The organism is Acinetobacter lactucae, assembly GCF_001605885.1.
GTDB lineage: Bacteria > Pseudomonadota > Gammaproteobacteria > Pseudomonadales > Moraxellaceae > Acinetobacter > Acinetobacter lactucae.
The window spans coordinates 37,885-60,711 of sequence record NZ_LRPE01000023.1; the positions used below are offsets into that span (position 1 = coordinate 37,885).

A 22,827-nucleotide genomic window follows, 5' to 3' on the forward strand; every position below is an offset into this window, starting at 1 on the left:
CAAAAAAAACCCAAAGAAGACTTTGGGTTTTTGAACAGTAAAAACTTAACGGTTAAATTTTTTCTCTGCTTTTTTAAATTTCTGAATATAGCGACGGCGACGTGCAGCAGTACGTTCATCAACCTGACTCTTACGACCTTCAAACGGGTTTTCAGAAGTTTTAAAGTCAATACGAACTGGTGTACCTTCAAGTTTATATACTTTACGGAACACGTTTTCTAAGTAACGACGATAATCAGCAGGTGTCTTATCAACCTTATTACCATGAATCACGATAGTCGGCGGGTTTTGTCCCCCCATATGCGCATAACGCATTTTAATACGACGACCGCTAATCATTGGTGGTTGATGAGCTTCTGTCGCATCACTCAAAATTTGAGTCAATTTAGCTGGTGATACTTTTAAGTTCGCAGACTCATAAGCACGGTGGATAGAAGGATATAAATCACCTACCCCAGTTCCATGTAAAGCAGAAATTAAATGGATTTTTGCCCATGGAATAAAGTCAAAACGACGTTCAACATCAAGCTTACATTGCTTGCGGTCATATTCAGACATGTTATCCCATTTGTTGATGGCAATAACCATGGCACGACCAGCTTCAAGCGCATAGCCAATTAAATGCAAGTCTTGCTCAACAATACCTTCACGTGCATCGACGACAACCACGACAACATGCGCATCTTTCATTGCTTGCAAAGTTTTAACAATTGAGAATTTCTCAATCATTTCATCAACTTTACCTTTACGACGCACACCTGCTGTATCAATTAAAGTATATTTACGGCCTTCACGCTCAAAAGGAATGTAAATAGAGTCACGAGTTGTACCTGGTTGGTCAAATGCCACCACACGGTCTTCACCAAGCAAACGGTTGACCAACGTTGATTTACCAACGTTAGGACGACCAATAATTGCTAAACGTAAGCCAGTATCTTTGTCATGTTCTTCAGGATTTTCATCTTCTGGAACTTCTGCAAGTACGTCTTCCAGCATTTGCTGTACGCCACGACCATGGCTAGCGGCAACTTGCAATGGTTCACCCATACCAAGTTTGTAGAACTCAACCAAAGCTGCTTCCGCATGAACACCATCTACCTTGTTCGCAACAAGATAAATTTTCTTACCTAAAGTACGTAGTTCACGAGCAATTTGCTCATCAGAAGCTAACAATCCAGCACGAGCGTCAACTACAAAAATAATAATGTCTGCTTCGTTGATCGCTGTTTTTGACTGCTCGGCCATGTAGTTATCAATACCGCCTTCGCTCTCACCGATACCACCAGTATCAACAACAATGAAAGACTTATTTTGATAAGTCGCATCACCATATTTACGGTCACGAGTCAGACCCGCGAAGTCGGCTACAAGTGCATCACGACTCTTGGTAATCTGGTTAAATAACGTTGATTTTCCGACATTCGGACGACCAATGAGCGCAATAACGGGTTTCATACAATAACCTTAATTCAAGACCAGCCATATCTCATGGCATGAGCATTAGAAACAATACAGGAGATATATTTTAAGGTCAGATATGACCATAATAAAAGACGGGGCTTTGAACTGATTTAATTCAAACACCCCGATATTTTTAACAGCGTAATTTGTTAAGCGGCTATTTTAGCACAAGCAAACGAAATTAACGATTCTGCCAAATACTTAAATCGCCTTTTCTGGTCGAAACGTAAAGTTGGTTCTCAATAACACGTAATGTATTGACCTCACCACTTGTTTTTGAACGACCAATTAGCTTACCTGTTGCTGGATCAACAAGATGTAATACGCCATCTAAATCACCAACAATAAGGTCTGATCCCAACACAACAGGGTTACTTAAATGGCGGTTCAATAAACTATCATTTTGCCAAACCTGTTCGCCTGTCGTTAAGTCATAGGCAGTTAACTTACCATCCGTAGAAGAAACAAATACTTTGTTGTCATAAACTTCCGGACGCTTTGTGCTGCTCGAGTCTTCACTCCAAACAACACGTTGAGAAGCTAAGTCAGTTACAGTTACTTGACCTTGAAAACTAGTCGTTACCATAAACTGTCCGGCAACCGTAGGATCGCCATCGATATCAATCAGACGTTGAATATCAGAACGACCTTCACTTACCGCAACACGACGTTGGAAACGTGGAATACCACTAATCGTATCAATTGCATAAATATATGCATTCGCAGATGCAATTAATACGGTACGTGGATCAAGACTTACTGGTGATGCTTGTCCACGTAAACTAAATTGGACATTTGGTAATTTATACGCCCAAACTTGTTGGCCTGAAGCAGCATCATGAGCAAATACAGTACCATCATTAGCAATGGTAATCACACGTCCAGATTGAACAAGTGACGGACTTAACAATGCACCTGATAACTGTGCAGTCCACTTCTGCTCACCTGTTGCCTGATCTAATGCAACGAGTTGACCTTTACTATTACCAACAACAACAATTCCTTCAGCAGCTTCAACACCAGAGCTTAAGCCTAGTTTTGTAACTTTTTTCTCCCAAAGGCGTTGCTTTCCACGATATGCAGCAACTTCACCTTTTGGATCAAGCGTAAAAACTACACCCTCACTTGCATCAAGCTGTAAACGTAACGGATCTGCCTTATCAGTAGAAGAAACACTGCGCGAAAACACCGGTACTAGAGTCTTTTTTGACTCAGTCAATTTCGGTAGTGGATTTGGTTTTGCTTCTTTTACTTTGTTACTAGAACATCCCACCAGTACAGCCGATGCGATTGCAATTGCCAAAGGCAGTTTGAATTTCTGATTCATTAAGACTCTTCCACCTGTGTTTCCAAAATTGGGCGCTCAATCTGTGGATCTTCAACTAAAACGCCAACACTTTCGAGTTTAATTTGTAAAATTTGTCGCTCTTGTTTACGTTCTAGTAACGAATCCCATGCAGCTTGATACGCTTTTTTAGCAGAATCAATATCTTTCTTGGCAACAAAGATATCACCACGTAACTCTTCTACTGTTGCTTTAAATGCAGGATCGACATTACCAGATAAGGTTTTTAGTGCTTCATCATATTTGTTTTGCGCCAATTGTGCATCTGCTAAACGCAATTTTACAACCTGAATCAAGCCTTCATCTTTGACTTTTGAATTTTCAACTTTTTTCAATACTTTTTCAGCAGCTGCATAGTCTTGTTTTTCATAAGCCAATTTTGCTAATACGAACTGAGTCTGTATGGCCTGAACAGAATCGATATCATCTTTTACGATTTTATCTGCCGATGCAGTGATTGAAGTTAAAGCATTAGGATTATCGGCACTCGCATTTGCCTCATCCATTAACTGCTGTACTTTTGCAGTTTCTACTTGGCTGCTTGCAAGATTTCTTTTTTGCCAATATTCCCACCCAAAAAAGGCAATCAATGCAATGAGAATCCCGCTAATGATGGCAGAACCATATTTTTTTGCGAACGACTTTAAGCTGTCGAATTGTTCATCATCACTTAAGCTCATGTGATTGTCCTTTTCCAGATGTTTCGGTTTATTTTGTAAATTTTTCAATTAAGAATGGTACAAGGTCAGCCAGTGCAACTTGTGACTGCTCAGCTGTTGCCAACTCTTTGATAGCAAGTTGCTGCGCTTCCCATTCACGCTCACCCAAAATCATGGCGTAAACAGCCCCAGCCTGATCAGCTTTTTTCATCTGACTCTTCATGCTGCCTTGTGAACCTGTTTTGATTCGAATGCTGCTATTTGCAGCTTCTAACTGGTCACGTAATTGTTCCGCTAAAATCAAAGCTTTAGTTTGATAAGCAGGTTCTGCAACCAAGAAGACTTCACAATCACGAATAACCTGAGCCTGTTCAACTTGCTCAAGTAGAAGCAATAAACGCTCCATACCCATTGCAAAACCAACAGCTGGTACAGATTGATCAGCCTTACCTTTTAGCTGACCAACTAAACCGTCGTAGCGACCGCCAGCACATACAGTACCTTGCGAACCTAAAGCGGTAGTTGTCCATTCAAAAACGGTTTTATTGTAGTAATCTAGACCACGTACCAATTTCTGATTAATGACAAATTGGATGCCCGCAGCAGTCAAATAATCTTGTAACTGCTTAAAATGATCTAAACTTTCTTCTTTTAAGAAGTCATGTAATTTTGGCGCATTTTCTAAAATTTTCTGAGTTGATTCAATTTTAGAATCCAAAATACGTAATGGATTTGTTGTTAAACGACGCTGTGAGTCTTCATCCAACGCATCTTTATGTTCGTTTAAAAACGCAACTAAAGCATTACGGTACTCTGTACGCTCATCAGTTTCGCCCAAAGTATTTAATTCAAGCTGAACCTTATCTGCAACGCCCATACGCTTCCATAAGCGTGCAGTCAACATAATCAATTCAGCATCAATGTCAGGAGTCGCAACACCGAAGGTTTCCACACCAAACTGGTGGAACTGACGGTAACGTCCTTTTTGTGGTTTTTCATAACGGAACATAGGTCCCATATACCACACACGTGGTGTCGCACCGCGCAACAAGTTATGTTCAACTAAAGCACGAACACAACCCGCTGTACCTTCCGGACGTAAGGTTAATGACTCTGGTGGATTACCTTTATCAAAAAAGGTATACATTTCTTTTTCAACAATATCGGTAGCATCACCAATAGCACGTTTAAACAAGCCCGTTTGTTCAACAATCGGCAAACGAATTTGTTGATATCCATAAGCATCCATTAAAGATGCTAAATGTTGCTCGAGACGTCTCCACGCTACTGTTTGCGTTGGCAAGATGTCATTAAAACCTTTGATTGCGACGATTGAACTCATGATGAACTACGAATAATTTCTTTAGATTTAGCTTCTTCAAGCTCTTGGACACGTTGACGAACCATTGTTTCGATTTCATCAACCAATTGATCGGTATCGATTAAATGGCTTTTCTCACCATTACGATAAACCAGTGAGCGAGGCGCAGCCCCAACAACCCCGATATCAGCTTCTTTTGCTTCACCCGGACCGTTTACCTTACAGCCAATCACCGACACATCCATTGGAGTACGAATATCTTCTAAACGTTCTTCCAATGCTTGCATCACCTGAATAACATTAAATTCTTGGCGAGAACAACTCGGGCAAGCAATAAAGTTAATCCCGTTAGAACGAAGTCCAAGTGATTTTAAGATATCAAAACCAATCTTGATTTCATCTTCCGGTTCAGCAGCAAGCGAAATACGCATCGTATCGCCAATACCTTCCATCAACAATCCACCAAGGGCAATTGCTGACTTCACAGTACCTGTGCGGTAGATACCAGCTTCAGTCACACCAAGATGCAATGGGTTATCAATTTGCTGAGAAAGCAAGCGATAAGCGTCCATGGTTAAAAACACATTTGAGGCTTTTACACTAACTTTAAACTCATGGAAATCAAGACGGTCTAAAATATCAATATGACGTAGTGCTGATTCAAGCAGCGCTTCACCTGTAGGTTCGCCATATTTCTTTTGTAAATCTTTTTCTAGAGAACCCGCATTGACCCCAATACGCATAGAAATGCCATGATGACGTGCCGCTGCAACAACTTCACGAACTTTCTGATCTGATCCGATATTACCTGGGTTAATACGTAAGCAGTCTGCACCATAATCTGCAACAGCTAAGGCAATTCTATGGTCAAAGTGAATATCTGCAACCAAAGGTACTGAAACGCGCTTGCGAATTGCACCAAATGCTTCAGCAGCCTCCATAGATGGGACCGAAACACGCATAATATCAGCACCTGCCTCAACACAACGCTCAATTTGAGCCACTGTTGCATCGACATCGCAAGTTTCGGTATTTGTCATACTTTGCACACTAATAGGTGCATCGCCACCGACATACACCGAACCAACACGGATTTTACGTGTTGGTCGACGTTTAATTGGGTTCTCTATCATTGTATCGCTCAACTCATGGTATTAGCGGGATAAACGGAATTCTGCTTTACCGTTTACCGTATATGGAGACAATGAAATCTGTTCTTGGTTTAGACTTAATGACACAGCCGTTGCATCATCAAGACGAATCTGGAATGGAGACTCACCATTTAAGCTTAAAGTTGATGACTGACGACCTGTCGCCAAAACTTTACCTGTTGCATCAACAATATGAACAGAAGTTGGTCGGTTAAAGTTTAACACCAATTGGTCACCCACTGTTGTTGAGGTGGCACTTCCTTGCATAGGTAGGACTTCAACATTCGATTGATTTACTTTAGGTAAATCGGCATCGTCTTTCTTTGAAGTCCATTTTTGGATACCCATAACAAGCAATGACACAACAGCAACAACTACAACCGCAAGAAGTGCTCGCTTTAACCATTTCTTATTACGATCGCTATTAGAACCTGGGAGTTTGCCCATGATTTTAATTGGCGAGTTATTTAAAGCATGATTTGGTAAAAGGCCCGTATCATTTGCATAAATCTCATCGAAGCGCTGAATAATTGCCGTCGCATCTGTATTTAAATATTTCGCATATGAACGGTAATAGCCCTTAATAAAAGTCGCTTCCGGCAATGATTTATAATCATCTTGCTCTAAAGCGGTCAAGGTCTTAACCGGCATATTTAAATCTGAAGAAACTTGCCCTAACTCTTTATTCTGAGCAACTCGAATTTGACGTAAATACTCACCAGGACGTTGAATATTTCCTAAAGCAGAAGTCGGTAAGCTTGAGCCAGTTGGCTGCTGTGAATTAGGATTTATTTCCATACGGCCTCAGTACTATACTGTAATTGCAAATAACGTTGATATTCTGGACTTTCCGGGAACAAGGCACGTAATTGGTTTACTAATGCTTGCGTTCCCATTTTATCCGCATTGGCTCGAGCCACTCTTACACCAATCCAAAGTGCTCTTGCACCCTGATTTTTCTGCCCCACTGTATGAACATATTGCTCATACATTTGTGTAGCAGCCGGAATCTGCTGCTGCAAATAAAAAATTTCCGCTAACTCTAACATTGAAATATAAGAGTCACGGTTAGCAAGGAGTGCTTGTTTGAATGTTTTTTCAGCATTCACAACATCACCCAATTTTAAATAAATACGCCCCAGATTTTCTAATGCCTGATAGCGTTGGTCATAACCTAATGTTGCACCAGCAATACGAAATTGCTCGATCGCATCATTATAACGCCCCATTTGGTATAAATAAGTACCATAATTATTATGTGCTTGAGCATTATCCGGTTCAGATGAAATTGCTCGTTTAAAATAATGTTCTGCTTTTTCTAAGTTGGTTTTGCTACCTTCTTGCTGTAGCAAAATCCCCATCATCATGTTTGCTGTTGCATCGCGGCTATCTACACTTAAAGCTTGATCAAGAGCTCGCTTTGCTGAGTCCAAGTCACCAGAACGGATATGTTCAGCAGCAAGTTGTGTACGCACTTTTACTGCTTTTTCCGGGTCTTTTTTTTGCGTATGCGTTGTCTGGCAACCACTTGCCAGAAATGCAACTGCAATCCCCATACATAAGACCGTTTTTAACTTTGGAATACTCAAAGCCTGCCCTCAATTTATCCTTGTGTACGCAAAATCTCTTGACGCTGTGTCACTTTTTTCTGCCACTGTTCGGCACGGCGGGTTCTATCAGCCACTTGCCCCACTAACTGTCCACATGCAGCATCAATATCATCACCACGTGTTTGACGAATCGTACACACAAATCCGGCATCAGACAAAGTTTTTTGGAACGAGATAATACGATTTCGGCTTGAGCGACCATATGGCGCATGCGGGAACGGGTTAAATGGGATCAAGTTAATTTTACTTGGTAAATTTTTTAATAATTTAATCATTTGCTGTGCATGTTCAGGCTGATCATTTACGCCCTCTAACATCACATATTCGATGGTCACATGTTTACGCGTACTTTCATTGCCATCTTTGGCAATATAACGCTGACATGCTGCAATTAACTGAGCCAATGGGTATTTTTTATTAATTGGCACAAGCTCATTACGTAACTCATCGTTTGGCGCATGCAAGGAAATTGCCAAAGCCACATCAATATCTTTTGCAAGCTGGTCAATTTTTGGCACAACACCTGACGTTGATAAAGTCACACGACGTTTAGACATGCCATAAGCAAAGTCATCAAGCATGATCTGCATTGAGCTTAATACGGCATCATAGTTGAGCAGTGGCTCACCCATGCCCATCATCACGACATTGGTCACTGAACGCTCACGCTCGGCAACTGGCACTTCTTCCATATAAGAATAGTTTGCCATCCAGAGTTGCCCAATAATTTCATCTGGCGTTAAATCACGTTGGAAACCTTGTTTACCTGTTGAACAAAATGAGCAGTCTAATGCGCAGCCCACTTGAGAGGAAATACAAAGTGTTTTACGTAATCCAGTTTTATCTTCGGCAGGAATTAAAACAGTTTCAACTAAAGAACCTGCACCCTCACCTACGCGAAATACCCACTTACGTGTACCATCTTTTGAATAATGACGGTGAACCACTTCAGGTGCTTTAATTTCACAAATCTGTTCAAGCTTTGCACGTAATTTGCCAGAAATATTGGTCATTTCAGCAAAATCAGTAACAAAGTATTGATGTATCCATTTCATGACCTGTCCGGCACGAAACTTCTTCTCACCAATATCTTCAAAGAATTTTTCCAACTCAGGACGAGACATGCCGAGTAAATTCACTTTATTTTCGGCAGCAGGGATTACCGGCGTGGACGAAGATTGCTGCTGTCCATCAAGATTTTCAGATGAAACGACCACTGCAGAACTCATGTGTATTTACCTAAACCATGTCAAAAAACTGAAGATATTGTTCAAGAATCAAACAATATTCTCTTGAGAGAATAAAAAAACCAGATAAGTAGTATACCACTTATCTGGTTTGAATGCTTTCGATTAACGAGTGCGTGGGCAGATCTCGTTGTCAGCAAAGAAGTAAGCAATTTCACGCTCTGCAGAAGCAACTGAGTCAGAACCGTGAGCAGCATTTTCGTCGATGCTTACAGCGAAGTCAGCACGAATAGTACCAGGAGCAGCTTCTTTAGGGTTTGTAGCACCTAAGATTTCACGGTGCGCAAGAACTGCATTTTCGCCTTCAAGAACAGATACTACAACTGGACCAGAAGTCATGAATGCAACTAAGTCACCAAAGAAACCACGTTCTTTATGCTCAGCATAGAAACCTTCAGCATCAGCTTGAGAAAGGTGTTTCATTTTAGTCGCAACAATTTTTAAACCCGCTTTTTCAAAACGAGCAAAAATATCACCGATGTGGTTTTTAGACACAGCATCAGGTTTTACGATAGACAAAGTACGTTCAATAGCCATGAGTGGCTCCTTTATTTTAAGATTTAAACTTTAAAAAATTTGCCGCATTATACCGATGTCATAGGCAATAATCAGCTTTGAATGTGTAAAAGTTGCGATTTTTTCTACTGTTTTTAGCGAACTTCGTCTATCCAGGCCATTTGAATCCCTTCTAGCAATCCTTCTGTCGATTTATTTGGGTCATCACTGAAGTCTGGTAATGCGCACACCCATGCATGTAAATCAGTAAAACGGATCCATTGCGGATCAACTTCTGGATGTGCTTCTGACAATTCAATGGCAATATCAATCGTATCTGTCCAACGTAAGCCCATAGCGGCTCCTATCTGTTTAATCTGCTAAATCACGAACTGTGTACTTTAGCAAATCCACAAACCTAATCGATAGCTTAAGCTGATAAAAATTACCGATGCCTATAAAGCGATGTTCAATAATGGCGCCACAAAAATAATCATTGCCGCGACTGCTGCACCAATTAGGGCACCTACAATCACATCACTTGGGTAATGCAGGCCCAGTACCATCCGAGACAAAGCGACAAGCACCATAAATGGGAACATGGCTGCAAGTAAAACAGGTTGGATATAACCCAACACAATTGTCACCATGACCGCATGAAGCGTATGACCCGATGGAAAACTAAAGTGATCAAGCGGTCTTTCACCGAGCACAATCACCTGATGCACCTGATAAGGACGCGGTCGCGTTGTTTTATGTTTTAAAAATTTATAGATTGCTGTGCCGACAGAACCACCTAATAATAAGTAGATGATTTGCAAACTATAGGTGATGCCTTGCATCCCCCACACGATTGCCAACATTAGATACCAAAATGGACCATCACCCACACGACTAATGATTTTGAAAAAAAGGGCAACACGCTGTGAGTGAGAGAAATTGTTAAGATATAAACAGCCTCTCAAATCTAAATCGAGTATTTTTATTTTTGCATTCTTAAATTTCATGGTCATTCTCCTATCTTAGGATACTTAAGTGAAGTCCAACGAGGGCTCCTTCACTACCTGATAAAATGCCTGCTCCAATTGCTGAACCGGAAGTTGCCAACCGCTTTGCTGTACTTTATGACAGGCTTGTACGCCCATTTCTCTAAGTTGTTGTACTGAAGGAAGCTGATAAATTTGTTGTATAAAGTGGTTTTTTTGTCCAAGTGGGCTTAACCAGCCATTCACACCATGTGTTAAGTATTGATGTGCACATGCATAATCATACGCGATAACTGGCAAACCGCTCGCCATTGCCTCTAAAACTACGTTACCAAACGTTTCAACTTGACTCGCAAATACGAATACATCAGCACTCGCATAGGCAGCCGCCAAATCTTGACCTCTCAAACTTCCAGTAAAGATAACACCCTTCGCTTCAGGTAGTAACTTTAAACGAGCAAAATCTGGGCCATCTCCAACAATAACTAATTTAGTTTTATGAGGCTGAATGGTGTGTATGTTGGCATAACTTTCAATGAGCACTTGCACTTCTTTTTCGGGAGACAAACGCCCTACATAAAGCATAACGCGGGTATTCTCATCGGCATCCCATTGTTTTCGTAAATTTTCAGAGCGATGCTTTGGTGAAAATCTTGTGGTATCGACTCCGCGTCCAACTACCACCAGCGGGCACGTAATACCGAAACCTCGTAATGCTTCTTGTGTATCTTTACTCGGCACACAAGTAACTTGGGTGTTATTGTGAAACCAACAAAGGTATTTTTGAATCGGTTTGACTAAAAAAGCCAAATCGAAGAATCGACTAAAGTCTTGAAATGGTGAATGAAAGCCACTCGAAACCGGAATAGCTTTTGCCTTAGCAGCCTGCATTGCAGTTAAACCTAACGGTCCTTCAGTCACAATGTGCACAACATCTGGTACAAACTTTTCAAAAGCTTTCGATACTTTTAAATATTGTGGCCAGCCAAACTGTAAGGTCGGATACTTAGGAATAGCTTGTGACATGACCAAGCATTCTTGCTCTGGTGTAAAGTCATGACATTTCGCTTTTTGCTCTGGGCGAATTAGTAAAATCTTATGCCCCTGTTTTTGTAAACCTTGGCATAACTGTAATAATGAAAGTGCGACCCCATTAATTTCAGGGGGCCAAGTTTCCGTCACAATCGCAATTTTTAAACGTGGGCGCACCAAATCATGCAATGAATGCGTGTTAGAGAGCTGCTTTTGTTTAAAAAAGAATTGGAAGCTTTCAGGAAGTTGCTGTTGTTTTAATAGTGCTGTCGCGTATGAACTTTGCATAGCGCCATCCATCAATGTATTTATTTTCATGCTTAAAGATTAAGCAGTTTTTTTGACATTTTGATGATAAATGCATGACAGTTTACTGACATAGAAAATAAAAAAAGCACACTGTTAACAGCATGCTTTTTCTTAAAACCTAATCATACTTAGCGATTTTGCAACTTCGCATAGTCCATAAGTACATTTGCAGCTTCAGTCACAAAAGTTTCTTCTTCTGGTAACGCTGGACGTTGCGATGCTTTCATTTTAGCGCGAGATTCAGCTAGAGCATCTAATGAAGCTTGATAGCTTTCCCAGTTTGCAAAAGGTTTTTGACCAGTTGCGGCACGGCGTTCATTCTCTGCATCTAAAGTTTGTTTCTCTAAACCAAGTAATTCAGCACGGCGCTTATCAATATCAAGTACAACTTGTTTTTGCTCACTTGTTACCTTGGCGATTGCAGTACGTTTATTTAGATATTTAAACTGAGCATCATTACCAACACGTTGTTCAGAGAATTGAGACAACTTTGTCACATAAGGCTGAACTGAACCTTCGCGCTTAAATGGTGCAGTAGGAATCGTATCCCACTTCAAGGCATTCTTCGATTTACGCTCACCGAACTCTTCGTTGTAAATATCGACGAGCTTAATATCTGGCACTACACCTTTATTTTGTGTACTACCACCCGTAATACGATAGAACTTACGCTGAGTTAAAGTCGCTTGACCATATGCCAGAGTATCAAGTTGTACCTGAGCTGTACCCTTACCAGTCGTTGTACTACCAATAATAATACCGCGCTCATAGTCTTGAATTGCAGCAGAGTAAATTTCACTTGCTGATGCCGAAGCCAAGTTCACCAATACCGCGAGTGGACCTGTGTAAATTTGCTGGCCGCCATCATTATCTTCAAAAACGCTTACATTGCCATTGCCATCACGAATTTGTACAACCGGACCAGACTTAATCACCTGACCCAACATACGTGCAACTTCTTCTAATGAACCACCTGGGTCATTACGTAAGTCAATAATAATCCCTTCTACTTTCTTCGCTTTTAGCGCTTCAAAAGCATTTGCAGTATCTTCAGAAACTGAACGGTATTGTTGACCTGCACGACGTGAACGATAGTCAAAATAGAATGATGGAATTTCAATTACGCCTAACACATGCTTTTTACCATCACGTGTTACTTCAACTGTGCGTGAACGAACACCAGCATCTTCTTCTTGAATGACATCACGCACTAAAGTCACATTACGTGCTTGACTCATTGATGCGCCAGCACCAAGAAGCTTTAACGTGACTTTTGTTCCGCGTTTACCACGAATGAGTCCAACAATTTCAGAACTTGTCCAACCAATCACATCAACCATTTTCTCGCCCTCTTGAGCGACACCAATGATTCGATCTCCTGATTTCACTTGGCCAGACTTACTTGCAGGACCACCTTCTACAATGGTTTCAATCTTGGTGTAATCTTCGTTGCCACGCTCTGGACGAATCGACACACCAATACCTTCAAGCTGCAACGTAGTTTGGCGATTCAGTTCGATCGCATCAATTGGCGGATAATAGTTACTATGTGGATCATAGGTCGCCAACATTGCATTTAATGTTTTGTCCAACACATCATCGCTTTTCACACGACTAATTCTTTCAAGCTGACGTGTATAACGTTTAGTTAACGTTTGAGCTGGCGTTAAATCTTCTGGGCCAGTTAAGTCCTGACCGTTAGCAAGTGAAGGATTTTCTTTAAGCGCTTTTTGTTTCGCCTGCTCTTCTTCACGGCTAATGGTTAAGTTGATTAACTGTGAAACCAACATTTTGCGCCAATGATTTTGTTGCTCAGCCGTCGTTTTAAAATACGGTGCTTTTTCACGATCAACTTCAATATAGCTGTTTGGCTGTTTTAAATTTTGTGGTTTTTTTAATTCAGCCAACATGAACTCATAAAATTGTTTTAGGCGTTCACGATATTGCTGATGAATAGTAAAAGGCCCTGTTAAGTTGCCTGCTTTTAATGAAGCCCCAAAATTTGAACCATAGAGTTTTTTATAATTTTGAACTTCAGCATCTAAAAATAGTGAGTGATCTGGATCAAGATTATCTAAATACATATCGAGAATACGATTTGATGTGGTCGCATCCAAACGCATATTTAAATAATGTTGGCGATCAACTAAAGTTGCCAGCTGACGAGCCACCAAAGCTTGTTCTTGCGTTGGCTGGATCGATTGAGAAACAGCAGCAGTATTGGTTGCTGCTCTCGCTTCATTCATCGTATGAGAGAAGAATAAACCGCCAGTCGCGATCGCTACTGCACAAGCTATAGTTTGAAGTTTCATAAATTTTTAATACTTCCTTGGGTGTTCCTATCTTACACGCTCTGTTTTCGATATGAACTAAGCAGATTCAAAATCTTAACCAACTAAATTGTTTATACCGTGTAGTTTTATCATATTCTGTACTGACAAAATGTAGCAAAACATTGCAAAATTCGCTTATTGTTTTTCAATCAAAATTCAAATGGAACCAATATGATTGGCGCATTGATGCTGGATATCGCCGGCACAGAACTTACTCAAGAAGATATTGAACTATTACGCGCTCCGCAAGTCGGTGGCATGATTTTATTTGCACGAAATATTGAATCTCCACAACAAGTCCGTGCATTAACGGATCATATGCGTCAAATTCGTCCAGATATTTTAATTGCTGTCGACCAAGAAGGTGGTCGAGTTCAGCGCCTAAGATCGGGTTTTACCTTATTACCAGCTATGGGCCGTTTCGGAGAGTTATATTTAACTCAACCACAAAAGGCTCTTGAATTAGCTGAGCAGTGCGGCTGGCTCATGGCAACTGAAGTGCTTGCTGTCGGTATCGATTTCAGTTTTGCACCAGTTTTAGACCTTAATGCAATTAGTGATGTGATTGGTGACCGGGGCTTCTCTAAAAATATTGAGGATATTGCCCCGCTTGCTGGTGCATTTATGCAAGGTATGAAAAAAGCTGGCATGGCAAACACAGGCAAACATTTCCCAGGCCACGGTTCAGTGAAAGCCGACTCTCATGTTGCAGCTGCAATCGATAGCCGTAGCTATGATGAAATTTATAATCATGACATGCAAAGCTTCATTAAGCTTATGCCTCAGCTTGATGCGCTCATGCCAGCACATGTAATTTATGATCAGGTTGATCCAAATCCAGCTGGTTTTTCACCTTTCTGGATTCAAGAGGTTCTACGCAAACGTTTGAATTTTAATGGTGTACTTTTCTCTGATGACTTAAGCATGCAGGCTGCATGTGTAGCAGGCGGTGCAGATGCACGTATTCAAGCTGCTCTGGCAGCTGGGTGTGATATGGGGCTGGTGTGTAATGACCGTAGTGCAGCCTGTACAGCACTTGAAGGTATTGCAAACTTAGAGCTACCAAATCAAGAGCGTTTAGAACGCATGCGCGGTCAAATTCCACAAATTCAGATTAGTGAAACCTTATCGCTAGGAAATGAGTGGCAAGCTGTCAAAACAGCCATTGAAGAATTTAAGAATTCACTCTAAATTCTAATGTAAGACTATATTTGACTGATAATTAAAAATTGTCAGTCAAACTACAGAAAAACAATAAACCGAGTTCAGGACGAATGACACAACAACTTTCAAAACACCGCCACATCTCTTTTACTGCCCACTATACGGGTTATATCTGGTATCAAATGGGGATTTCTCATGAAGCACTTGCCACAACCAAAGGTAAATCACTGGCATATTTAGTTCACCCGATAGAATCATGGGCTGAGAAATATGTCGGTGGTAGCATGCGCACTACGCTCAAACAACGCCACACCATGCTTGATCACCATTTAGAACAACTCATTCAAGAAAATCCTAATTTACAAGTTTTAGAAATAGCATGTGGGTTATCGCCACGTGGTTGGTGGTTTAGACAGCATTACCCTGCAATTACCTATCGGGAGCTTGATTTACCCGATATGGCACAAACCAAACAAAATGCGTTACAGCAAATTGAAAAAAATGCACCTGAAGTTTTATCAGTTGATTTATTTACAGAAGCTTTTGCACAAGCATTTGAAGTATTTGACCCGAACCGCCCGCTGGTTGTAATCAGTGAAGGCTTGATTAACTATTTTGATAAAGATTTATTAAAACAATTGATCCAATCGATTGCCCACTATGGCACCTCTTTTAAGAAGTTTCACTATTTAACAGACTTATATCCTGAACCAGTTAAAAACAAGCTTGCCAGTATTATCTGGAACAGTAGTAAATTACTTAAACTCATGTCTCGAAGCTCGTTTAGTTTTCATTTCAAAAGTCCACAAGAAGTTAAAGACTTTTTTAAAGATACAGAGTTTGAGCAGGTTACTATTGAACAACCTCAAATATTTTTTGGGCAAGCGTCTCAAGATATGAGTGAAGAGCATTTAGGTGATTTAGTCTGGACTATTCACGCACAAATAAAATAATAAATATAAAAAATGGAAGCTCGACGTAAACGAGCTTCCATCTATAACTATCATGATTAAACTGCTTGTTTTTGACGAGCAATAAAACGGCTTAGGCGATCAGCAAGTTCAAAACTACCATGTTTAAATAAAGCTCGAATACCCTGCTCTGTACTTTCAAAAATTAAGCACTCAATTGCAAAACTACCCTCTTCATCTTCTAAATGCAGTGCCAAATCGCGTGGATGGTCATTCACAAAATCAAGCTGCGAAACATCATCCATTTTTAAATACATACCGAAGAAAGTAACATCAACAATTTTTACAGGCACCTCTACATCAGACTCTCGATGAGTCAGTTGAGTGTTCGGTTGCAAAACTGGAACTCGCTCTTCGCCACGGCGCTCCATCTTTTGCATTTGTTCACGTCTCATTGGAATAATACCATCCAGATTTTGGATAGATTCACCTTTCAAAAATGAAGTGAACAAACTCATGGTTTCTTTACGGCGCTGTAATTGAGGTACATGATCTGCATTTGCAATAAGTGCAAATTCCATATCAGGACATTGCAAAGCGAAATTGGCATTTTCATGAGGCAGAGTAAAACTATCGTACTGCCCGGCTGCAACCAACGTTTTGCATTCTGGAATAGGTACATCCGTTAAACGCAAAAGACGATTACAGTTAATTTCATAACGTTCTCGCTCAGTACCCGTAAACTCAGCCATTTGCCTAAAAAATAATTTTTTGGCCGTAGGTGACATACGGGTTTTATCCAATTTTGCATGATTAACTAAATACAAAATTACAGCTTGCCCAAACTCTTCCATACGGTTTTCTTGCATGAGTTTAAGTGACTCTTCCAAAATCATTCGCCAACTTTTTCGAGTCTTTTGCATAACCCCCATTAAGATCATACGATCCATCAGGTCAGGACGGTGATAAGCAAAACAAGAGGCAATGACTGAGCCCAACGACATTCCCATTACAGAAACTTTTTGTATTCCAACGATATCCAACCAACGTCCTAACATTTCAGATAAATCAGGAAGTTCTAAAGTACCGGCAGATACTCCTGTGTCGCGATTGGTAATTTGCTGATTTGCACCCATCGAAGGTAAATCAATTAAAATAACCGGACCACTTTCAAACAATTGTTCAACACAATATTTATAAGAATTAAAATTTTGGAAAGCGCCGCCTACAATCACAATTGGCGTATTGTGAATTGTTTTTGGGTCGGCAATTGCCATATATTCGATTTTCCAGCCGTCGATCCATGTTGTACGCGCTGGTTGTTTAAAACTATCTCTATGGTAGATATCGAAAAAGCCAAAACCGGCATAAGCTTGGTTAATCTCCGAATCCATTTGAATAATGGAATTCATATCCTTGCTTCCTCCTTGCTGTAATTTTTTTATGCTGCAAGAGTTCCTTCTTGAACACGTAATCTTTTATGCACAAATCTTTAAAATTTGTATTAGTTTGTATTGCACAATAACATTCTAAACAATTGTCTGAAATATACGCAATCGCTGAAATGACCGCTCATCTTGTTTAAGTCGCTAATAGTTTGCAAAATATTTAAATGTTTTTTTATGGTGGTCACATTTTTGAAAAAAAGCCATTCATTGTTCCGCATTTGACTGCTACTATCGTAGTCATTGGTAAATGATTAAAAAATGCTATGCAAGATTCAATTGAACAATATATGCAAAAAGTTGGGCAACAAGCACGCGAGGCTTCTCGTGTCCTCACAAGTGCTTCTACCTCACTAAAAAATCATGCTCTCTCTGCTATTTATACTGCTTTAGAAAATAATCAGGCAGCTATTTTGGCAGCGAATCAAATCGACATGGATAAAGGTCGTAGCAACCAGCTCGACAGCGCCTTGCTTGATCGTCTTGAACTTACACCTGCACGCATTAAAGGCATGTTGCAAGGCTTAAAAGACGTGATTGCACTTGTCGATCCTATTGGGGAAATTACTGATCTTGCATATCGCCCCACAGGCATTCAAATTGGAAAAATGCGTGTACCTTTAGGTGTTGTTGGGATGATTTACGAATCACGTCCAAACGTAACACTTGAAGCTGCATCTTTAGCGATTAAATCAGGCAATGCCATTATTTTACGTGGTGGTTCAGAAGCACTCGAGTCGAACAAAGCAATTGCAGAAGCAATTAAGCATGGCTTAAAAGTAGCAGGCTTACCTGAACACTCAGTACAAGTCATCGAAACCACTGACCGTGCAGCTGTTGGTCACCTTATTACCATGGCGGAATATGTAGATGTCATTGTTCCACGTGGTGGCAAAAGCTTAATTGAGCGTGTAACCAACGAAGCTCGTATTCCGGTCATTAAACATCTTGATGGTAACTGTCATGTGTTTGTAGAAGCTCAAGCAGACTTGCAAAAAGCATTACCAATTACATTGAATGCCAAAACACATCGTTACGGTGTTTGTAATGCGATGGAAACACTGCTTGTTGATGAAAAAATTGCAGACGTTTTCTTACCGCACATTGCTGAACTGTATGCTGAAAAACAAGTTGAGTTACGTGGTTGTCCAGAAACACGCCGCATTTTGGGTGCCTCTGTAAAACCTGCGACAGAAGAAGATTGGTATACCGAATATTTAGGGCCAATTCTTGCTGTTAAAGTGGTTAGCGGTATTGATGAAGCAATTGACCATATCAACAAATATGGTTCACATCATACCGATGCAATTGTGACTGAGAACTATACTTTGGCTCGTCAGTTCTTAGCTCGCGTAGATTCAAGCTCTGTCGTGATTAATGCATCAACTCGTTTTGCTGACGGTTTTGAATATGGCTTAGGCGCTGAAATTGGTATCTCCACCGATAAAATTCATGCCCGTGGTCCTGTTGGCTTAGAAGGCTTAACTTCTCAAAAATGGATTGTGTTAGGTGACGGTCAAATTCGCCAGTAATCAATTTAATATTAAAAAAAACGCCTGATTAATTTCAGGCGTTTTTTATTACTCAAGTTATGAGTCACTATAAAAAACCAGCCCGAAGGCTGGCTTTTCATTCGTATATTTATTAAAAAATAAAGTCGGTATTCACAAATTTAGAATAGTGCTCAGACACCATAGAAGCCAACATGCCTTTGCTATCATCTGTCTGTTTAGCAGCAATCATTGAACGGATCGAGAATGCACGAAGCGCATCATGCACAGACAATGTACCTTCCGCAGAATCTTTACGACCACCGAACGGGAATACATCAGGGCCACGCTGACATTGACAATTGATGTTTACACGACAAACCTGATGAACTAGCGGATCAACCAAGTGGCCAATTTGCTCAGGGTCGCTACCAAAAATACTCACCTGCTGACCATGATCAGAAGTAGTGACATATTCCAGCACAGTTTCAATGTCATCATAAACACAGACTGGTATCACTGGACCAAACTGTTCTTCGCGATATAGTCTCATCCCCTCCGTCACTGGATAAACTACAGCTGGATAAAACATCGTTTTACAGAATTCACCACCCTCAGGATTAACCACTTTTGCGCCTTTAGCCACAGCATCTTCAATGACTTCAGTCATGTAGGCTGTACGGTGCATACCTGGCAACGGAGTAATAAACACACCTTTTTCCCAAGGCATACCCACTTTCAGTTTGGCCAGTTCAGCCGTTAAGCGCTTAACAAATTCATCGGCTATCGAGCGATGTACCATCAGCATTTTGAGCGCAGTACAACGCTGACCATTAAACGACAACGCACCTAGTAGACACTCTTTCACTGTTAGATCCAAGTCGGCATCCGGCAGAATAATGGCTGCATTCTTCGCATCCAGCCCCAAAATCGCACGTAAACGATGAGATTTAGGATGCTGTTTTTTCAAGTGATCAGCCACTTTACTAGAACCAATCAGTGCCAATACATTAATTTGCCCAGATGCTAGTAGGTGCGGTACTACCAGAGAGCCTGGCGCATAAATAGTATTGATCACACCTTTTGGAAATGATTCACGGAATGCTTCAAGCAATGGTTCAAACAATAAGGTACCAAATTGAGGTGGTTTGAAGATGATCGTGTTCCCCATCAACATAGCTGGAATCAGAGTTGCAAAGGTTTCGTTCAGCGGATAGTTATATGGCCCCATACACAATACTACGCCCAACGGGGTACGACGGATTTGACCAATAGTACCTTCAGCAATCACAAAGCGGGAGTTGGCATTATCTAGATCTTTTAGAGCATCAATAGTTTGACGCATATAGGTGACAGTGCGATCAAACTCTTTCTCAGAGTCAGCCAAACTCTTGCCAATTTCCCACATGATCAGTTTAACAATCAGGTCTCGCTGCTCCACCATACGCTGAATGAAATTTTGCATACAGCCAATGCGTTCAGCAACTTTCATCATTGGCCATTCACCACGACCATTATTGTAAGCCCGTACCGCCGCATCTAGTGCTTCGTCGCTTTCTTTCTCACCCATGACTGGATAACTGCCAAGCTCAACTTGCTGCAAGCTACCATCAGACTGCTGAATCCAGATTGGAGACAATGTTTTCTTAGTTGGACCAGCCCATAACTTCAACTCACCGTCCACTAGTGAGACACGCTGATGAATCTGGAATGGCAGACGGACGTTCTCAGGAATACTGTCCACTATAGGAAATTTCTGCTGCAAATTATTTGAATGACTCATTCTTCTTATCTCCAATTATTTATATATTTATGCATTTATATATTCGAGACTAGACCACTATGATCAGTCCTGTTTCCTGTGAATACCAGTACTATTACCGGTATTCACTTTGCTTAAACCGCAGGCCACAAGCCTTCAAGATATTTGTAATATTTTTAAATAAGGTTAACCACGACATACACTGTCAGTTATCCCCAGTTTCTGCATAACCTGCACAACTATTTGTTCAGGTGTTAATGCAATATCAATCGTTATTGCCTCATGGGCATCAGGTTCTTCTAAAGTATCAAGTTGAGTCTGTAATAATGAAGGGTCGAAAAAATGGCCTGCCCGCTCAGCAAGACGTTGCTGTAACAGCTCATATGAACCTTTCAAATAGACAAACTGCACATTTTGGTCAGAGCCACGTAAAATATCGCGATAGACTCGCTTTAGGGAAGAGCAAGTAAATACCGCAGTTTCACCTGCTTGTTGTTTCTCTTCAATGACCTTACGAATAGCTTGCAACCAAGGCATGCGATCCTCATCAGTTAAAGGAATACCTTGACTCATCTTGCTTTTATTTGCAGCCGAATGCAGTGTATCGCCATCGAGAAATTCACAAGCTAGCTGCTCTGATAGCAACTCGCCAATTAGTGTTTTGCCTGTTCCACAGACACCCATTGCAATCACGATCATGGATTACTTACCTCTAATTATAAAATAGTGCTAAGAAGTAGCGTGAAAGTTAAACCCAACACCGAAATAATCGTTTCCAATACCGACCAAGTTTTGAGTGTCTGCCCGACTGTCATACCAAAATATTCTTTGATTAACCAAAATCCTGCGTCATTTACATGGGAGAAAATCAATGAACCCGAACCTGTAGCAAGTACTAAAAGTTCTGGTCTAACGACAACACCAGCCGTAGCTGCAATTGGCGCAACAATACTACAAGCTGTAGCCATCGCAACCGTTGCCGAACCTGTTGCTAAACGAATCAGTGCGGCTACCAACCAACCTAACAATAACGGTGATAAGTTTGCCTTCAATGCTGTAGAGACGATCTCATTAGAAATACCGCTATCACGCAAAATACCTCCAAAACCACCACCTGCACCTACAATCAACATGATTCCGGCAATTGAAGCTAAACACCCGCCACAAAATTTCTCAATTTGTTCACGGTTAAAGCCCTGCATCGTACCGAAAGTGATAAAGCTGACTAATACAGCAATCAACAATGCAATATCAGAGGTACCAATGAAACGTAGCAAATCGTTTGCAAAAGTCTGTGGTGCAAAGAAAAGATCTGCCCAACTTCCGATCAACATCAACACTACCGGCAGCATGATCGTAAATAAGGTGATACCAAAGCTTGGTAACTCACGGGTGCTAGTCGTATCTGCTTCAATAAATTGCTTTGCTAACGGGTTATTTTCAGGCAATTTGACATATTTATTGATCCAGAGCGCATACAATGGCCCTGCAACAATTGCCGTTGGTACACCAACCAACAAACTGTAGGCAATTGTTTTACCAATATCAGCATGATAAGCCTGCACAGCTAACAATGCCGCTGGATGCGGTGGAATTAAGCCATGTACAACCGACAAACCTGCAACCATCGGCAAGCCCACAACCAGCAGGGATTTTCCTGTTCGTTTAGCAATGTTAAATGCAATTGGAATGAGTAGGACGAAACCGACTTCAAAAAATACGGGAAGACCAACAATAAGGGCAATAAACATCATGGCCCAGTGAATGTTTTTCTCACCAAACCATTTAATTAAGGTAATTGCTATTCGTTCAGCGCCACCCGACTCAGCCATCATTTTGCCGAGCATCGTTCCTAGCGCGATTACAATGGCAAGGTGGCCTAGGGTTTTACCAGTACCAGCTTCATATGACTTAACAATATCGCCCATTGGCATGCCAACAGCTAAAGCTAAACCGAGTGAAACAATAATAAGAACTAGAAATGGATAAATTCTAAACTTCGCGATCATGACCACTAAAGCAATAATCGCGATTACAGTGTAGATCAGTAACATGCCACCCTGAACCGTCTCCATGGGACACTTCTCCTTGGAATAATTATTTAGG

Annotated in this window: 20 protein-coding genes; 3 read left to right on the top strand and 17 right to left on the bottom strand. The window is 40.9% G+C overall.

Annotation, left to right across the window (positions count from 1 at the left end):
- Positions 1 to 45 precede the first annotated feature (45 nt).
- The 13 genes from der to AWW73_RS09880 form a co-directional block, all read right to left on the bottom strand.
- Entirely contained in the window at positions 46 to 1,455 is a 1,410-nt protein-coding gene (gene der / locus AWW73_RS09820; protein ID WP_005066184.1) for a ribosome biogenesis GTPase Der, read from the bottom strand.
- A gap of 187 nt (positions 1,456 to 1,642) precedes the next feature.
- Entirely contained in the window at positions 1,643 to 2,788 is a 1,146-nt protein-coding gene (gene bamB, locus AWW73_RS09825) for an outer membrane protein assembly factor BamB (RefSeq protein ID WP_062849549.1), read from the bottom strand.
- Positions 2,788 to 3,486, bottom strand: a complete 699-nt coding sequence (locus AWW73_RS09830; RefSeq protein WP_062849550.1) for a YfgM family protein — start codon at positions 3,484 to 3,486, stop codon at positions 2,788 to 2,790. The genes bamB and AWW73_RS09830 overlap by 1 nt, the downstream gene beginning before the upstream one ends.
- A gap of 28 nt (positions 3,487 to 3,514) precedes the next feature.
- Positions 3,515 to 4,807, bottom strand: coding sequence for a histidine--tRNA ligase (gene hisS / locus AWW73_RS09835; RefSeq protein WP_062849551.1), 1,293 nt, complete (start codon positions 4,805 to 4,807; stop codon positions 3,515 to 3,517).
- Complete coding sequence (ispG, locus tag AWW73_RS09840; RefSeq protein WP_062849552.1) at positions 4,804 to 5,919, bottom strand: flavodoxin-dependent (E)-4-hydroxy-3-methylbut-2-enyl-diphosphate synthase; 1,116 nt, start codon at positions 5,917 to 5,919, stop codon at positions 4,804 to 4,806. The genes hisS and ispG overlap by 4 nt, the downstream gene beginning before the upstream one ends.
- 21 nt (positions 5,920 to 5,940) lie before the next feature.
- Positions 5,941 to 6,735, bottom strand: a complete 795-nt coding sequence (locus tag AWW73_RS09845; protein WP_016144300.1) for a helix-turn-helix domain-containing protein — start codon at positions 6,733 to 6,735, stop codon at positions 5,941 to 5,943.
- Positions 6,726 to 7,526, bottom strand: a complete 801-nt coding sequence (pilW, locus tag AWW73_RS09850) for a type IV pilus biogenesis/stability protein PilW (protein WP_200043288.1) — start codon at positions 7,524 to 7,526, stop codon at positions 6,726 to 6,728. Before pilW ends, AWW73_RS09845 begins: the two co-directional genes overlap by 10 nt.
- Positions 7,527 to 7,540: 14 nt before the next feature.
- Positions 7,541 to 8,776: a dual-specificity RNA methyltransferase RlmN gene (gene rlmN / locus AWW73_RS09855; protein WP_002115097.1), complete on the bottom strand. Its 1,236-nt coding sequence runs from the start codon at positions 8,774 to 8,776 to the stop codon at positions 7,541 to 7,543.
- Positions 8,777 to 8,899: 123 nt separating this feature from the next.
- A complete protein-coding gene (ndk, locus tag AWW73_RS09860; RefSeq protein WP_003654870.1) occupies positions 8,900 to 9,331 on the bottom strand; it encodes a nucleoside-diphosphate kinase in 432 nt (143 codons plus the stop codon).
- A 113-nt stretch (positions 9,332 to 9,444) separates the two neighbouring features.
- Positions 9,445 to 9,645, bottom strand: a complete 201-nt coding sequence (iscX, locus tag AWW73_RS09865; RefSeq protein WP_004698764.1) for a Fe-S cluster assembly protein IscX — start codon at positions 9,643 to 9,645, stop codon at positions 9,445 to 9,447.
- A gap of 99 nt (positions 9,646 to 9,744) precedes the next feature.
- Entirely contained in the window at positions 9,745 to 10,296 is a 552-nt protein-coding gene (locus tag AWW73_RS09870) for a phosphatase PAP2 family protein (RefSeq protein WP_032054389.1), read from the bottom strand.
- Positions 10,297 to 10,320: 24 nt separating this feature from the next.
- Positions 10,321 to 11,607, bottom strand: a complete 1,287-nt coding sequence (locus tag AWW73_RS09875; protein ID WP_079748238.1) for a glycosyltransferase family 4 protein — start codon at positions 11,605 to 11,607, stop codon at positions 10,321 to 10,323.
- A gap of 137 nt (positions 11,608 to 11,744) precedes the next feature.
- Positions 11,745 to 13,928 (bottom strand): carboxy terminal-processing peptidase, encoded by a 2,184-nt coding sequence (locus AWW73_RS09880; protein WP_016144296.1) that lies wholly within the window; start codon positions 13,926 to 13,928, stop codon positions 11,745 to 11,747.
- A gap of 192 nt (positions 13,929 to 14,120) precedes the next feature.
- Here AWW73_RS09880 and nagZ point away from each other — a divergent pair, with 192 nt between their 5' ends.
- Both nagZ and AWW73_RS09890 read left to right on the top strand, forming a co-directional pair.
- Positions 14,121 to 15,140: a beta-N-acetylhexosaminidase gene (gene nagZ / locus AWW73_RS09885; RefSeq protein ID WP_031947322.1), complete on the top strand. Its 1,020-nt coding sequence runs from the start codon at positions 14,121 to 14,123 to the stop codon at positions 15,138 to 15,140.
- An 83-nt stretch (positions 15,141 to 15,223) separates the two neighbouring features.
- Positions 15,224 to 16,066: a class I SAM-dependent methyltransferase gene (locus AWW73_RS09890; RefSeq protein WP_062849554.1), complete on the top strand. Its 843-nt coding sequence runs from the start codon at positions 15,224 to 15,226 to the stop codon at positions 16,064 to 16,066.
- A 56-nt stretch (positions 16,067 to 16,122) separates the two neighbouring features.
- Here AWW73_RS09890 and AWW73_RS09895 read toward each other — a convergent pair whose 3' ends face one another.
- The gene (locus AWW73_RS09895; protein WP_062849555.1) at positions 16,123 to 17,436 is read right to left on the bottom strand and encodes an alpha/beta fold hydrolase; all 1,314 of its coding nucleotides are present in this window, start codon (positions 17,434 to 17,436) and stop codon (positions 16,123 to 16,125) included.
- 299 nt (positions 17,437 to 17,735) lie between these two features.
- On the opposite strand from AWW73_RS09895, the gene AWW73_RS09900 reads away from it, so the two are divergent.
- Positions 17,736 to 19,001, top strand: a complete 1,266-nt coding sequence (locus AWW73_RS09900; protein WP_031947319.1) for a glutamate-5-semialdehyde dehydrogenase — start codon at positions 17,736 to 17,738, stop codon at positions 18,999 to 19,001.
- Between the two features lie 112 nt (positions 19,002 to 19,113).
- On the opposite strand, the gene AWW73_RS09905 is transcribed toward AWW73_RS09900, so the two are convergent.
- The 3 genes from AWW73_RS09905 to AWW73_RS09915 form a co-directional block, all read right to left on the bottom strand.
- Entirely contained in the window at positions 19,114 to 20,742 is a 1,629-nt protein-coding gene (locus AWW73_RS09905) for an NADP-dependent glyceraldehyde-3-phosphate dehydrogenase (protein ID WP_062849556.1), read from the bottom strand.
- Positions 20,743 to 20,907: 165 nt separating this feature from the next.
- On the bottom strand, positions 20,908 to 21,420 hold the full coding sequence (locus AWW73_RS09910) for a gluconokinase (RefSeq protein WP_057105339.1): 513 nt from the start codon (positions 21,418 to 21,420) through the stop codon (positions 20,908 to 20,910).
- A gap of 17 nt (positions 21,421 to 21,437) precedes the next feature.
- Positions 21,438 to 22,796: a GntT/GntP/DsdX family permease gene (locus AWW73_RS09915; RefSeq protein ID WP_016144289.1), complete on the bottom strand. Its 1,359-nt coding sequence runs from the start codon at positions 22,794 to 22,796 to the stop codon at positions 21,438 to 21,440.
- Between the last annotated feature and the right edge of the window lie 31 nt (positions 22,797 to 22,827).

Bases quoted from the DNA above. Each gene is read 5' to 3' on its own strand.
- der (WP_005066184.1), bottom strand. From the start codon at position 1,455: ATGAAACCCGTTATTGCGCTCATTGGTCGTCCGAATGTCGGAAAATCA.
- bamB (WP_062849549.1), bottom strand. From the start codon at position 2,788: ATGAATCAGAAATTCAAACTGCCTTTGGCAATTGCAATCGCATCGGCT.
- AWW73_RS09830 (WP_062849550.1), bottom strand. From the start codon at position 3,486: ATGAGCTTAAGTGATGATGAACAATTCGACAGCTTAAAGTCGTTCGCA.
- hisS (WP_062849551.1), bottom strand. From the start codon at position 4,807: ATGAGTTCAATCGTCGCAATCAAAGGTTTTAATGACATCTTGCCAACG.
- ispG (WP_062849552.1), bottom strand. From the start codon at position 5,919: ATGATAGAGAACCCAATTAAACGTCGACCAACACGTAAAATCCGTGTT.
- AWW73_RS09845 (WP_016144300.1), bottom strand. From the start codon at position 6,735: ATGGAAATAAATCCTAATTCACAGCAGCCAACTGGCTCAAGCTTACCG.
- rlmN (WP_002115097.1), bottom strand. From the start codon at position 8,776: ATGAGTTCTGCAGTGGTCGTTTCATCTGAAAATCTTGATGGACAGCAG.
- ndk (WP_003654870.1), bottom strand. From the start codon at position 9,331: ATGGCTATTGAACGTACTTTGTCTATCGTAAAACCTGATGCTGTGTCT.
- iscX (WP_004698764.1), bottom strand. From the start codon at position 9,645: ATGGGCTTACGTTGGACAGATACGATTGATATTGCCATTGAATTGTCA.
- AWW73_RS09870 (WP_032054389.1), bottom strand. From the start codon at position 10,296: ATGAAATTTAAGAATGCAAAAATAAAAATACTCGATTTAGATTTGAGA.
- AWW73_RS09875 (WP_079748238.1), bottom strand. From the start codon at position 11,607: ATGGATGGCGCTATGCAAAGTTCATACGCGACAGCACTATTAAAACAA.
- AWW73_RS09880 (WP_016144296.1), bottom strand. From the start codon at position 13,928: ATGAAACTTCAAACTATAGCTTGTGCAGTAGCGATCGCGACTGGCGGT.
- nagZ (WP_031947322.1), top strand. From the start codon at position 14,121: ATGATTGGCGCATTGATGCTGGATATCGCCGGCACAGAACTTACTCAA.
- AWW73_RS09890 (WP_062849554.1), top strand. From the start codon at position 15,224: ATGACACAACAACTTTCAAAACACCGCCACATCTCTTTTACTGCCCAC.
- AWW73_RS09895 (WP_062849555.1), bottom strand. From the start codon at position 17,436: ATGAATTCCATTATTCAAATGGATTCGGAGATTAACCAAGCTTATGCC.
- AWW73_RS09900 (WP_031947319.1), top strand. From the start codon at position 17,736: ATGCAAGATTCAATTGAACAATATATGCAAAAAGTTGGGCAACAAGCA.
- AWW73_RS09905 (WP_062849556.1), bottom strand. From the start codon at position 20,742: ATGAGTCATTCAAATAATTTGCAGCAGAAATTTCCTATAGTGGACAGT.
- AWW73_RS09910 (WP_057105339.1), bottom strand. From the start codon at position 21,420: ATGATCGTGATTGCAATGGGTGTCTGTGGAACAGGCAAAACACTAATT.
- AWW73_RS09915 (WP_016144289.1), bottom strand. From the start codon at position 22,796: ATGGAGACGGTTCAGGGTGGCATGTTACTGATCTACACTGTAATCGCG.